The sequence below is a fragment of the Paenibacillus xylanilyticus genome, from assembly GCF_013359935.1.
GTDB lineage: Bacteria > Bacillota > Bacilli > Paenibacillales > Paenibacillaceae > Paenibacillus > Paenibacillus xylanilyticus.
The window spans coordinates 101,358-115,220 of the sequence record NZ_JABMCB010000198.1 but is presented as its reverse complement, the minus strand read 5'-3'; the positions used below and the strand labels follow the sequence as shown (position 1 = coordinate 115,220).

Genomic DNA, 13,863 nt, shown 5'->3' with positions numbered 1-13,863 from the left:
CTTGCAACTAAAAAAATACCTAAAATGCAAACAGATGTTTTCTTATCCTTGTCCATTTTAATTCAAGATATCCCGTTTCGTAAAGACAAGGAATGACACAATGAGTGATGCAATGCCCCAAACACTAAGCACAATAAGGGAAAAACCCAAATTCATTCCTTCAATCGGCGGCAGCCCGCCAGACAAATAATCCGGAAGTTCCAGATTAACCATGAACAGGTATTTGGCCGACTGCCAGGATGCAGCCATGCTTGTAAGAATTGTGCCTGCTATAAGTGCAGCCATCATAATGACAATGCTTGCTGCAGTACTGCGGACCAGGACGGAAACCATGAATGCCAGGATCGCCACGATGACACTAACAAACCAAATTAATCCTGCCTGCATGAGAAGATACAACCATTGGTCCACGGCGTGTACGGCAGACATATCCACATCGGTGCCTACGACCTTGAATCCGGTAAAAATCGGCATGCCGAAACCTTTATAGCCAAATACCGCACCGGAGATGATGTAACAGATAATATACGCAGATACGACGATTATAGACACAAACATAAGCAGGGTAATGAGTTTACTGAGCAGTACTTTCCAGCGTTTCACCGGACGAGTAAGCAGCATCTTGATGGTACCTGTTGTACGCTCACCCGAAACCAGATCCGATGCAATGGCCATAATGAGCAGGGGAATAAACAAGCCTACAGCATTGTTCATGAATTCCCGGGTAAAGGTGACACCATTGGGCTCTTCAGGATTCACGTCATTTTCCAGATAATATTGCATCTGCTGGATGTAAACCATTCTGTATTTTTTATATTCCTCCGGTACCCGGTCACTGCCCAGTGAATTCTGATTATCCGTGATTGCCTGCTGAAGTTCAAGCCGCCAATCTCCCCCGAACTTGTCACGATTATTTTCCGCAGATTTCATCTGCGCATACGTAAACATCGGAACGAGGACCGCAAGGACGATAAAAATAATATAAAGACGTTTCTTCTTCACCATCTTGATCGTTTCATTTCGGATGAGGGGCATGATATTACTCAATGGATTCACCTTCTGTCATCTTTAAAAATAATTGTTCCAGTGTTGGCTGAATCCGCTGCACACCTTCAACCTGAATTCCTGCTTGAACCATCTGATTTACCAGACCGGGTATACGGTCCTCATGCATTTCAGCAACAACTGCATTTGGCCCCAGCCCTGCAATAATGGTATCATCCATCACCTCAGCCGGGCGATCTATCAGCGTAATACCTGCGTCAAGAAGCATTCTTTTCCCTTCATCAAAAGGTGAAACATGCCAAATGGCAAATTTGGAATGATCCTCGATTAACTCGTTTACGCCTCCAACCGCAAGAACTCGGCCTGCGCTAATAATGGCAACCCTATCACACAGAAGCTGGATTTCACTCAATAGATGACTGCTGACAAACACAGCCATGCCTTCACTTGCAAGTTGCTTGATAAAGACACGAAGTTCCTTAATCCCTTTGGGATCAAGTCCGTTTGTGGGCTCATCCAGGATTAGCAAACGCGGGCGTCCAAGCAGCGCTTGAGCAATACCCAGCCGTTGACGCATACCTAATGAATAAGTCCTTACTTTATCATGAATTCGCTGGTCAAGACGAACGATATCCACCACTTCCTGAATACGGGCATGATCCACACCTGGCTGCATCCGGGCAAAGTGCTCCAGATTCTCCCAACCGGTCAAGTATGTGTATACCTCCGGATTTTCAACGATGGAACCGACATATTTCAATGCACGTTCTGGATCGCGATTCACATCGTAACCGCAAACCTTAATTTTACCTTCTGTCGGCTTGATTAGGTCAACTAGCATACGAATGGTTGTCGTTTTACCCGCTCCATTAGGACCAAGGAAACCAAAAATCTCGCCAGGCTTGACGTCAAAAGTGACATCTTTAATAATCCATTTGCGTCCAATCTTTTTCTTAAGTTGCTGTACAGAAAGTACTGAATCGGTCTGTGGTTCTGCCATTATTTTGTGCTCCCTTCCGCCGCTGATTCAGCCTGATATTCCTGTGCAATACGAGTTGCAATTTGCTCGTATCCTGCACCATTAGGGTGGAAGTGATCCGATGAAAGATACTCGCCCAGATGGTTCTCAAACAGATCGAAGGTTGGTACAAGCATCATTTTGTCCTCTTGATTCAAAATTGTAAGAGCAGCATTATTCCATGCAGCTACAACTGCATTTCCGGGTAACTCCAGTTCCTTCACATCACCAAACGGGTTGTACAGCCCTATGTATGCAATCTGTGCGTCCGGATTGATCTCTTTTACTTTCTTCAAAATGTCCTGAAGACGTTTGGACGTTTCAGGTAATGCTGCAGTCAATTGCTCAGCAGTTGGCGGGTCTTCCCCCTGCAAAACCTGCCCCCCTTGGAACAGATCGTTAGCACCAATGGACAATAAAATAAAGTTGGATTGCTGGAGGACATAACGTACGCCATGTTCGTCCAGTTTATTCAGTAAAGCGTCAGTCCTCAGACCGTTGACTCCCAAATTGTTAAGAACCTGGACTTGATACCCTTGTTCTTTCAGAAGGTTTCCTGCACGTCGTACGAATCCAAGTCCTTCATCGTCGCCCGTACCTCTTGCCAGAGAATCACCGATGACTGCCATGCGAATCTTCCCATCCTCGATGGGAGCGGCAGGTTTACCTGCTTCATCAGCAGGCGTAGTTGATGGCTGAGTCGTTCCCAATGTTGAATCTCCCGTAGGAAAGATGACGTCTTTTATGGCGTAACCAAAACCGAATAATAGCAAAAGCGTTGCCAAGATGGATACCGTACTGATTGTTCTCCAGATCCATGGCGCTGAATCAAGGTTTTTTCTTTTCATTCATCACATCTCCGCTCATGTACACCTGGTTGGGTACTTAGAATTTAATATGGTTTTACATTAAGATGACGCTTTTTCTAAATAACATAAATGTTCTGTCGATAATTTGCAAATTTTGCCGCTTCAATCATCATCTAATTTTGGTAATGAAAAAAGGCTATGCCATGCACAGACCTAGCTGTGATGACATAACCTTTTTTTCGATTACAACTCGAATGTTCTTCATTCAAATGTATTATTTGCCGATAAATTCTTGAGCCCAGTATCCGTTGAAGTAACCAACGCCGATTTTGGTGAAGTTTTTGCTCAGGATGTTAGCACGGTGTCCTTCACTGTTCATCCATGCAGTAACAACTTCCTGTGGCGTTTTTTGACCTTTGGCAATGTTCTCTCCAGCATAGCTGTACGTTACTCCGAATTGTTTCATCATGTCAAACGGAGAACCGTACGTTGGGGATTGGTGATCAAAATAGTTGTTATTGCTCATGTCTTTTGCTTTTGCAAGAGCGACTTTATCCAGAAGCGAATCGGAAGCCAGTGCGCTCAAACCTGCTTTGGAACGTTCAGCATTAACGAGTTTTACAACCTGTGCTGCGAAATCGGATTGTGCCGACTCATTACTATTGTTGCTGGTGTTGTTACCTGTGTTGCTTGTATTACCAGTGCTGCCATTGTTTTCAGGCTTTTTCGTTGGTGTAGCAGCCGGTTTCTCTTCTTGAGTTGGTTGCGTTGGTTTTGTTGTTTCTGGCTTTGTTGTTTCTGGTTTTGTTGGTTTTGTTGTTTCTGGCTGTGCTGTTGGCTGTTTAACAACTTGACCATTCGATACCGTAATTCCGTTGTCTTTCATCCATTTTTCAAGCATTGTTTTCAGACTCGCAGCATCCGTAAGTTTAAACGTTGCTTTATATGTGGACACCTCTGCAGCTGATGCAGAAGCGGGCATCATAATCCCTACGGCCAATACCGCTGTCAGACTACCAGTGACGACAGTTTTCAACAAGTTCTTTTTCAAATAATTCATCTCCTCGAAAATTAATTAGTTACAACTTTGTAATGAATACTCTAGCAGTATACCAATTCATAATGATGATGTGAACCTATAAATTATGGAAAAGTTACTTTTTTGTAACATTCGTCTTGATTCAAAAGCAATGAAAAAGTTTATATCATGAAGGCTCATACCATGAATTGAGTTATGTACCCATACTTGCTATAAAAGATATATCGGATTTATGCATGCTTAAATGAATATTTAATATAATCTCTATACACGTTGAAATTGCCACTTTTCTTCAATGATTGGCTTAAGGATTATCATATCGGAAAAATAGACTTTGCGGGACGTCCTTTTTTAACCAAAAAAAAAAGACATCCAGACAACTAAACCTTGTCCGAATGTCCCGAGGAACCAATAAATCATCAATCTCATTGACAAATTGGTGCCTTAGTTCAGAATAATCTTTCTATAGAAGGACTTTACTGAAACGATATCCTCTCTTCTGGAAACCAATATGCTCATAGAAAGAATATGTTGATGAAGCAACTTCACGATTCGCACCGGTGACAAACAATTGTTTCCCACCTTGCTGTCTGCCCCAGTCCTCAGCACGAGCCATCAGACGACGACCAATGCCGCCTCCACGATGTTCCTGCCCTACAATCAAGGACGTAATTTGAGCGGCAGGTTCCGGATAGGCATGACTTTGCACACATTGCAAGCCGATCATACCAATAATTTGTTCATCCACTTCGGCAACAAGCATGCATGCGTTTGGATTGCTCTCCAAACCTTCAATGCGCTCTTTCATAACATTGGCTGTTGTCGGATAGCTGACCTCGCGCATCAGTCCCGTTACCGCTTCAGCATCTCGCAGTTCACACTCTCGGATCATCAGTACAGGGGCCTGGGCATTATTGGACATGATTTACCTCCACTTTCAGCATATTTGCGGCTTGAACCGCCGTTTTACGAGCTTCCTCCACATCCTGGCCAGCACTAAGTGCCACAGCCATGCGGCGTCCCACTTTCGTCTCAGGCTTGCCAAATACACGAACCTGAGTGCGTGGAAGGGCCAGCGCTTCTTCAATCCCGCCTACAGTAAAGTCAGTTGTTTCAACATTCGCCTTCAGCGTTGCTGAAGCTCCCGGTGTGAGCAGATGTACATCTGTAACCGGAAAACCAAGAATTGCACGCACATGCAATGCAAACTCGGAGCTGTCTTGCGTTACCATGGTAACCATACCTGTATCATGCGGACGAGGTGACACCTCGCTAAACACGACTCCGTCGGATGTCAGGAATAACTCGACTCCGAACAGCCCATAACCACCGAGTTCATCAGTCACAGACTTGGCAATATGACAAGCTTGCTCCCATTGCTGCGGCGTCATGGCATGGGGCTGCCAAGATTCGACATAATCCCCATCCTTTTGAATGTGGCCAATCGGAGGACAGAATACGGTTCCGGATACGGATCTTACAGTAAGCAGCGTTATTTCGCTATCAAACTTCACAAAACTCTCCACAATGACACGTACAGATTTGCCGCGCGCCCCAGAAAGAGCGATATTCCAGCAATTCTCTACGTCATCCGGCGTGCGGCATACACTCTGCCCTTTGCCGGATGAACTCATCAGGGGTTTGATCACACAAGGTGTACCCAGTTTACGAACCGCTTCTTGAAGCTCTTCTAGGTTGTTTGCAAAAAGATAAGCTGCTGTCGGAAGGTTCAGTTGTTCGGCTGCCAAACGGCGAATTCCTTCGCGGTCCATGGTTAAACGGGCAGCACGGGCCGTAGGCACAACACAAAATCCCTCTTCCTCAAGCTCCAGCAAGGCTTCTGTTGCGATTGCTTCAATCTCAGGTACGATGTAATGAGGTTCTTCCTTACGGATCAATTGTTTCAAAGCTTCGGCATCTAACATGTCGATGCAGTAAGACCGGTGTGCAACCTGCATGGCAGGTGCATTGTCATAACGATCTACAGCGATCGTCTCTACTCCCAGTCGATGGGCCTCAATAACGACCTCTTTTCCCAATTCTCCGCTGCCCAACAGCAGCATTTTTTTGGCTTGAGCCGTAAAAGGAGCACCCCACATGTTCTTTCCAATCCTCCCAAAGAGAAATCTTCTATATCTGTCTCTCTATTTTCGGGGTTTTGGTTAAAGAATGCAAGAGTGCTCCCTATTTTTCTTGTGAATTTTACAAGATTTTTTGTGTTTTTTCGATCATTTTTTACAAAAATCTGTATTGAGCTTCTATTAATCCATTATAAACTCCTTGTTTCTGGATAAGTTGCTCATGGTTTCCTTCTTCCTTGATCTCACCATGATCGAGTACGATAATATTGTCCGCATTCCGAATTGTTGAGAGACGGTGAGCAACCATAAATGAGGTTCTGCCCTTCAACAACACTTTCAGGGCTTCCTGAATTTTGAGCTCTGTCTCGGTGTCAATGCTTGCTGTCGCTTCATCCAGAATCAGAATCCGCGGATCTGCAAGCAATGCACGTGCGAAAGATAACAATTGTCTTTGCCCCATGGACAGTACATTCCCTCGCTCTTCAACCTCTGTATCGTATCCGCCAGGCAGCTTCATAATGAATTCATGGGCATTGACCGCCTTCGCCGCTTCTTCCACTTCTTCATTCGTTGCATCGAGTCTGCCAAAGCGAATATTGTCACGAATGGTTCCGGAGAAAATGAACGTATCCTGCAGTACTATGCTGACCTGGCTGCGCAAACTCTCTACCGTTACGTCCCGTATGTCCCGACCGTCAATGGTGAGTCTTCCCCCAGTGATGTCATAGAAACGACTAATCAGGTTAATAATCGTACTTTTCCCTGAGCCTGTGTGACCAACCAGTGCAATCGATTGGCCTGCTCCCGCGGTAAAGCTGATTCCTTTTAGCGCCTGTCTGCCTTTCTCATATTCAAACACGACATTATCAAATACGATATCTCCCTTAATGGAAGGAATAGGTTTCGCACCCGGCTTGTCGGCGATGCTTGGTTTCTCATCCATGAATTCGAAAATTCGTTCCGAGGAAGCCATCGCTACCAGCAGTTGATTGTACATCTGTCCCAGACGGTTGATCGGGTCCCAGAAGTTGCCGACATAGTTGGCGAAGGCTACAAGCAAACCTACGGTCAACTGACCATCCTGAATCAGGTAAGCACCAAACCAGAAGAGAATCAATGTACCGAAACCGCCGGTAATTTCGATCAGCGGTCCAAACCCCTGGTTCATGGCCGATGCTTTGTCCCATGATTGTTTGCTCGACAAGTTCATGTTGTCGAAGTATTTCATGTTTTCTTTTTCCTGTGTATACGCCTGCGTCACACGAATCCCCTGAATAGATTCATTCAAGTGGGAGTTGATGCGGGAGTTTTTCATGCGTACATCCTGCCAGGCTCGGCGGATTAACACCCGAAGTTTGGTGGATATGATAAACATGATCGGTACCGTGATAATGACTGCCAGACCAAGCTTCCAGTTGATTAAGAGCAAAATTACGATAATTCCCAATAACTGCACACAGTCAATCATGACGTTGACAGCACCGTTTGTGAACAAGTCCTGCAATGAGTTGATATCATTCGTGACACGAACCAGTACGGAGCCTGCTGGCCTTTTGTCAAAAAAGTTAAAGGAGAGCTTCTGGATGTGTTTGAACAGATCCGAGCGAAGGTCATAAATGACTCGCTGTCCTATAATATTGGTCAGTTTGATCCGGTACGTATTGGCTGCCCACTGGATCAGATACAGCAGGAGTACTGATCCCGCAATAAGATATAACATTGTCATGCTTGGCAGTCCGTTCGCGGGAGCTATCGCTCTGTCAATCGCTAAACTGATCAAAAAAGGAACGGACAGTTTGGTAATAGTACCCAAAATCATCATTAATATGACGAGTGGCAGGAGCTGCCTAGCATAAGGTTTCATATATCCGAACAAACGTCCAAATTCTTTCCAGTTAAACGGTTTCTCAATGATCTCATCATCCTGATAGACAAATCGTTCATTAAGATTCTTTTCAGTGGTCCCTTTGACCTCGCGCCTGTCTGCTACTGTTTCGGCACTCATGAGTTCACCTGCTCCCCAGCCTCCCGCTTGCCGCGGGCGATATAATCTGCGTATTGAATCTTGTAAACATCCTGATACGGTCCAGGTTCTTCAATGAGGCGTTTGTGTGTGCCACGCTGAACAACACGCCCTTCATCAAGTACGAGTATCTCATCCGCATGACGCAGTGAAGAAATACGGTGTGCAATAATAAAGGTCGTTCTTCCCCGCATGACTTCCTGGAATCCGGACTGAATCTCATGCTCGGTCTCCATATCCACTGCACTTGTCGCATCGTCCAGTACCAGAATTTTCGGATTTTTAAGCAAAGCTCTCGCAATCGCAATCCGTTGCTTCTGACCACCGGACAACCCCATGCCTCGTTCACCCACAACCGTGTCATATCCGTCCGGAAATTCCATGATGAAATCATGAGCCTTGGCAAGCTTCGCTGCCCGTATGATTTCATCCATGCTTACATTTTTGAGACCGTACGAGATGTTGTTGCGTATGCTTGACGAGAACAGGAACGTTTCCTGGAACACGGAAGCGATCTGACTCCGCAGGCTGCGAATGCCCAGGTCTTTAATATTTTTGCCATCCAATTTGATTGTTCCCGAATTGACGTTATATGCACGCATCAGGAGCTGGATAATAGTGGACTTACCGGAGCCTGTGCCTCCCAGAAAACCGATAACCGAGCCCGGAGGCGCATCAAAATTAATATCGGTAACTGCCGCCATTTTATTGCCATACGCAAAGGTTACAGACTCAAACGTTACATGCCCTTTAACCTGATCAGCCTCGACAATGATTGGATCTTCTGTCTCCTGCACGTCCACTGGTGTATTCAACAGTTCAAGCACCCGTTCGCCCGAAGCTTTGGATTGCGTATAGTTGTTGATATGGAAACCAAGGTTCCACATGGGTCCGATTATGTACCAGATCAAACTGAAGAAGGCAACGAGTTGACCAAGCGTCAGTGTCTGCTGGATGACCATTCTTCCTCCAATGACAAGAAGCAGTACAACGCTTACAGAAGCAAGAATCTCCATGATTGGAAAATAGCGACTCCACAATGTTGCAGCATGAATCTGATTCGTTTTGTAACGCTCGTTGCGTGTGGAAAACTTCTCCACTTCGTAAGGCTCGCGTGCAAAAGATTTCACGGTACGCACTCCGGTGATATTTTCCTGTACGGCTGTTGTCAATGAGCTGAGCGCCAGTCGCATCTCCTGGAACGCGGGGTGGATCTGGGATTCAAATCTCAGCGCAACGAAGGCAAGCAGAGGAATACATATGAGTGTCAGCAAGGTAAGCTGCCAACTCATCGTCATCATCATGATTGCGCCGAATACGACCATCAAAACCATGTTGAGAATCTGTGCAAAGCCGAACCCGATAAAGTTGCGGATGGCTTCAAGGTCTCCCGTGAGGCGGGACATCAGATCACCCGTCTTGGCCGTATCATAGTAACGGAAGGATAAAAATTGAAGCTTTTCGTAACATGCGTTACGGAGTCGGTACGCCAGGAAGTTACCGAGGCGTCCTCCAAAAAAACCGTGTAAAAACTGCATTCCCGCTTTCAAAATCACAACACCTAACACGGTCAAAGCAAGTATGGGAACGTCTTCAAAATTGCGCGGTATAATGACGTCATCAATCAGTATCCTGAGCAAATTCGGATACACCAGCCCCAGCGCAGTCGCTATGGCGAGGAACAAGATTGATACAAATAAATACGTGCGCTTCTCCCAAAAAAAGGTTTGCAGCTGCCTGAGAACATCCATGTTTCTCCTCCTCTTGTCTAGTTCAAAAACAGTATGAACATTTATGAAGTTTATCACCGTCCCTCATTCGCGGCAAAGCGAATAACTGACCATATTCAGGCTACTTTCTCCTTAATGCGTCATTAACGGGAATAAAAGACCACCTATCAATCAAATGTTTGAATATTCTCTTTGTTTCAGGTTGTTCGGACAAAAAAAGGCTCCCTGTATGACCTGGTCGGTCAGGAGCCTTTTTCCGGATACATATGCATACACTTTGCGTGTATACTTATTCGTGTACGAATTGCTGCATTTGGACTGACAGGCTATGCCATTCTTCTGCCGGGACACCGCTCGTCAATGTCTCATTTAATGCAGCAACGGCCTCTTTCAGTCGATCTTCCAGCTGGCTGGATTGATGCTTCAATGACTGATGCAGCTGGGCTTCATAGAACTGCACCAGCTTCTCCTGTGCAGCTGGGAGAGCGCCAGCTACCATTTGTTTAATCACCGGATCGAGCGCCTCCTGCAGTCGCTGCCTTCCGTCACCTTCAAAGAACTGCTTCGGATTGCGGAAGTAGCCAAGGTAGGTTTTCCATCCCGATGGTTCCTCCAGCCTGATCTCCTCGAGCACAGGTGTGCTCCAACTTTCGTCTAAGGCCAGCGATAGATCCATTCCTCCTGATCGTTGTTTGAGTTCCTGGACACAATCATTGATCTGCTTCATTAACCAGCTCTTCCCTGTTTGCTCCAGTCGTAGCGTGGTCGCAAGCAATTCCTGTTCCAGTTCTACAGCGATCATGCGCAGCAGCTCTCGACCGCAAGCTGCAAATGCGCCTTTCAGATTGCCACGGTCTTCCCGCAGTACGGAAGGATGAAATGCTTCAGCCATAAATAGACCCAGACGGTAACCCAGACGCTGTCTGACATGAAAGAGCAATTCAGCCGTTTCCTGGGCAAGCTCTTCTTTCATGGACCGCTCCGAAAGGGTCCGAATTCGAGCGAGCGATTGATCCATGATGGCATGAAGTTCCTGCCTGCGCTGCTGCAGCACCTCTTCACCCTGAACAGCATCATGTGCACGCTGATCCAACCGCTGCACGACCCGTGATAACTCTTCGGCAGCACCTCCAACAGCAAGGTCAGCAAGTTCCGTACCTGCGAACCGATTAAACTCCTCTTCAAATCGGATAAAACCCGATTGTTCAAGCATATTTTCGTCTCCCGCACGCTTGCCCTCCATCGCGAGCAGGCTGGAAACAGGAAATAATCGGGGCGCACGGATTCCATTCGTTCGCAGCTGTGTGCTGACATGGTCGAGAACCTGCTCTAGCTCTTCTTCAGATGAAGACAGATCACTGGCATTAACCACAAAAAACATCTGGTCCATGGCAGAACTGTCTTTCACCCGTCCCAGTTGATTAAGGAACTGTCGATCCCCCTGGGAGAATGCATGGTTGTAGTAGGTTACAAAAATAAGCGCGTCCGCATTCTTCATATAATTGAAGGTTACGCCAGTGTGACGGGCATTCACCGAATCGGCTCCTGGTGTGTCCACCAGCACAATGCCTTGTTCCGTGACCTCACAGCTGTAGTACAGATCAATACTGTCGACAAAACAGGATTTCCGTTCATTGGCCACAAAGTTTCGATATCCGTTCAGGTCTACCTGGATATCCTGGCCCAGCTGATCTGCCGTGTCATCCCAGCCTGCAGCCGCTGCCTGCAGGAAGCTGTAATGCGGTCGCCCTGCCGGATGTACCTCTTGTGGCGATAAAGACTTGACCCGTTTTTGCCAATCTGCTCCTGGTTCACCCAGTCCGAGCAAACGGAACGAATAGGCCAGATCCTCCTGAAAGGCGTTTCGGGTCTTCATCCGGACCCGGGCGGTTCCATGCTCCGCGCCCCCGGCTGGAGCCATGATCCGGTTAATCGCCGCTGTCGTTGGATGGGGCGATACGGGTAGTACAGATTCGCCAAGCAGCGCGTTGGCGAAGGAGGATTTGCCGGCGCTGAAGGCTCCGAACAGCGCCAGAGTGAACGTGCCGCCCGCAAGCGAAGCCGCGCGTGCACGCAGATCCCGTACCGCCGACCCCATGGCGGGGTACGGCTCTACCAGCGCAGCGGCGGCTTCCAGCCGTGCCGCCGCTGCGTCCAGGCGCCGGCGGCGCTGTGCACCAGCCGCCGGCTGCACGTGCGCCGCAGCCTTGCGCGGCGGCGCCTCCGTCTGTGGCTGCGCAGCCACAGACGCTGCCGTGCCCGGGCGAGAGCCGTGAGCTTCGCTCGGCTCTTGCGCGGGCACGTGCGGGCCCTGCACCTCCGGCAACAGCCCGGAGGTGAGGGGGCCCGCAGGGGGCAGCAGGCTGCGCAGCCCTGCTGCCTCGGCGGCGGCGGCGCGCTGCAGCGCCGTGTAGCGCGCCGCCGCCGCGGATTGCGCCAGCAGCGCTGCGCGGCTGGCGTCCAGCGCCTGGAGCGCGGCTTCACCCTGCGCGCCCAACGCCTCAAGCAAACGGTCGGCCAGCAGCATGGCCGACTTGCGGTAGCGGGCCTCAATCTCGCCCCGCACCTCCTTGCTGAATTGAAGCACATATTCGGGAGACACCTCTGCGCTGGCGCTTCGTTTCATCTCCAGCAGTGCTTCATCCAGAACAGGCAGCTCCGCATTTAATGCCTGTTCCCACTCCGGGCTCCACAGCTGGTGAGATTCTCCCAGCTTGCGGAGCATGGTGCGGATGTGCACCTCCACTTGACCCGAGGTTTGATCCTGAAGCATTTTCACAAGCTCAGCTGCACGGCGCTGCTTCTCCTGTTCAGTTTTGCCGCCCGAGAAGAGCAAACCTACCCGGAACCCGGGCTTCCGGCTCTCCAGATAGGCTGACGCCGATGTCCGAATATCTGCCGGAGTGAGATTGGCATTCGCCAGAAGAGGCTCCAGCTCGGCCCGGAACTTCTCACGCTCTCGTGCAGGTTTCTTACGAAGTTCCTCTTCTTCTCCCTTTAGCTTATCTAAGTCTCGTTCCAAACGGTCTAAACCTTCCCGTCCTCCGATTTCCTCCAGCAGAGCGGACTCTTCGTCTTCACGCTGTTCCGCCTGCCTGATCAAGTGCTGCTCGGTGATATGGCTGGCCGAACTTGCAAGACTATGCTGAATCAACGCTTCCTTTTCTTTCATCATGTGTTGAATTAAATCAGGAAGCACATGCCATTGATTGTAACGATGCTCCTTATCGCGAAGCGAAGTAAACAAGAGGCCGTCATACCTGACTTCCCACGCATCAAAAATGGCCTCTACACCCTTCACATATTCGTCAAACGCAAGCTCACGTTCCCGGTGCTTATCAATCTGGTTCACAATGAGGAACAACGGCTTACCCCAATCCGACAGACTTTTGGCAAAAGATAAGTTGCTTTCAGACTGGACGTGATTATAATCCATCACATAGAACACCACATCTGCCAGGTGAAGCGCCGAATGGGTCGCCAAACCGTGTCCCCGGTCCGTCGAATCCACACCTGGCGTATCAAGCAGCACCGCATCGTCCGCTAGCAAAGGAATATCATCCCATACTTCAATAGAACGATATGCGCCGCCATTCTTGCAGTACTCCTCCAATTGTTCAGGAGATACCTCAAGAGGAGCTGCCTGATTGTCAGCGCTTTCGTTAGCAGCCGTATAAATCAATGCACGAGGCGCACCATTACGAATGGACACCACATTGGCACTTGTAGGAACAGGACTTGAAGGCAGGACCCGCTTACCGCATAAACTATTGATAAGACTCGATTTTCCTGCTGAGAAGTGCCCACAAAATGCGATCGTTAACTGCTTCATTTCCGCCTTGCTCATCAGATCCGTTAAAGCCTGTACAGCAGTATGGTCTTCTTTCTGCTCCATCGCCTCACGCAGTGAAAGCAGAGGTTTGGCCATTTCTACTGGGTATTCTGTTCTGGTCATGACTGGCCTTCCCCCTGGCTCCTCTAATTTGGCATCTGTTTAATGCCTTTATCTTATAATAGTCTTATTTTAACATTAGACGACCTGAATTTGAACGGTTTGCACGTATAGATGATCGGCCCTGCAAGAACAACAGATTATTTTAGCTAAAAAAAATAAAACCGATCTGTCGGTTTTATCTGTGTTGTGATGTATTTTCTGTT

General features: G+C 48.0%; 9 protein-coding genes. All 9 read right to left on the bottom strand.

The genetic code is table 11. The annotated features are described in order from the left end of the window. Positions 1-57 precede the first annotated feature (57 nt). The 9 genes from HP552_RS24035 to HP552_RS23995 all read right to left on the bottom strand — a co-directional run bounded on the left by HP552_RS24035 (position 58) and on the right by HP552_RS23995 (position 13,660). Positions 58-1,047, bottom strand: coding sequence for an ABC transporter permease (locus HP552_RS24035; protein ID WP_175397917.1), 990 nt, complete (start codon positions 1,045-1,047; stop codon positions 58-60). Further along, positions 1,040-2,005, bottom strand: a complete 966-nt coding sequence (locus HP552_RS24030) for an ABC transporter ATP-binding protein (protein WP_175397916.1) — start codon at positions 2,003-2,005, stop codon at positions 1,040-1,042. Before HP552_RS24030 ends, HP552_RS24035 begins: the two co-directional genes overlap by 8 nt. Continuing rightward, positions 2,005-2,871, bottom strand: coding sequence for a GDSL-type esterase/lipase family protein (locus tag HP552_RS24025; RefSeq protein ID WP_175397915.1), 867 nt, complete (start codon positions 2,869-2,871; stop codon positions 2,005-2,007). Before HP552_RS24025 ends, HP552_RS24030 begins: the two co-directional genes overlap by 1 nt. A 235-nt stretch (positions 2,872-3,106) precedes the next feature. Further along, positions 3,107-3,883 carry a CAP domain-containing protein gene (locus HP552_RS24020; protein ID WP_175397914.1) on the bottom strand — a complete coding sequence of 259 codons (777 nt, stop codon included), beginning with the start codon at positions 3,881-3,883 and terminating at the stop codon, positions 3,107-3,109. 451 nt (positions 3,884-4,334) lie between these two features. Continuing rightward, positions 4,335-4,793 carry a GNAT family N-acetyltransferase gene (locus HP552_RS24015; protein ID WP_175397913.1) on the bottom strand — a complete coding sequence of 153 codons (459 nt, stop codon included), beginning with the start codon at positions 4,791-4,793 and terminating at the stop codon, positions 4,335-4,337. Further along, positions 4,783-5,970, bottom strand: coding sequence for a formate-dependent phosphoribosylglycinamide formyltransferase (purT, locus tag HP552_RS24010; RefSeq protein WP_175397912.1), 1,188 nt, complete (start codon positions 5,968-5,970; stop codon positions 4,783-4,785). Before purT ends, HP552_RS24015 begins: the two co-directional genes overlap by 11 nt. A gap of 136 nt (positions 5,971-6,106) precedes the next feature. Continuing rightward, the gene (locus HP552_RS24005; RefSeq protein ID WP_175397911.1) at positions 6,107-7,957 is read right to left on the bottom strand and encodes an ABC transporter ATP-binding protein; all 1,851 of its coding nucleotides are present in this window, start codon (positions 7,955-7,957) and stop codon (positions 6,107-6,109) included. After that, entirely contained in the window at positions 7,954-9,726 is a 1,773-nt protein-coding gene (locus tag HP552_RS24000) for an ABC transporter ATP-binding protein (protein WP_175397910.1), read from the bottom strand. The genes HP552_RS24005 and HP552_RS24000 overlap by 4 nt, the downstream gene beginning before the upstream one ends. Before the next feature lie 268 nt (positions 9,727-9,994). Beyond that, the gene (locus HP552_RS23995) at positions 9,995-13,660 is read right to left on the bottom strand and encodes a dynamin family protein (RefSeq protein ID WP_175397909.1); all 3,666 of its coding nucleotides are present in this window, start codon (positions 13,658-13,660) and stop codon (positions 9,995-9,997) included. Between the last annotated feature and the right edge of the window lie 203 nt (positions 13,661-13,863).

Coding starts and splice junctions, on each gene's coding strand:
- HP552_RS24025 (WP_175397915.1), bottom strand. CDS start 2,871: ATGAAAAGAAAAAACCTTGATTCAGCGCCATGGATCTGGAGAACAATC.
- HP552_RS24015 (WP_175397913.1), bottom strand. CDS start 4,793: ATGTCCAATAATGCCCAGGCCCCTGTACTGATGATCCGAGAGTGTGAA.
- purT (WP_175397912.1), bottom strand. CDS start 5,970: ATGTGGGGTGCTCCTTTTACGGCTCAAGCCAAAAAAATGCTGCTGTTG.
- HP552_RS23995 (WP_175397909.1), bottom strand. CDS start 13,660: ATGACCAGAACAGAATACCCAGTAGAAATGGCCAAACCTCTGCTTTCA.
- HP552_RS24000 (WP_175397910.1), bottom strand. CDS start 9,726: ATGGATGTTCTCAGGCAGCTGCAAACCTTTTTTTGGGAGAAGCGCACG.
- HP552_RS24030 (WP_175397916.1), bottom strand. CDS start 2,005: ATGGCAGAACCACAGACCGATTCAGTACTTTCTGTACAGCAACTTAAG.
- HP552_RS24005 (WP_175397911.1), bottom strand. CDS start 7,957: ATGAGTGCCGAAACAGTAGCAGACAGGCGCGAGGTCAAAGGGACCACT.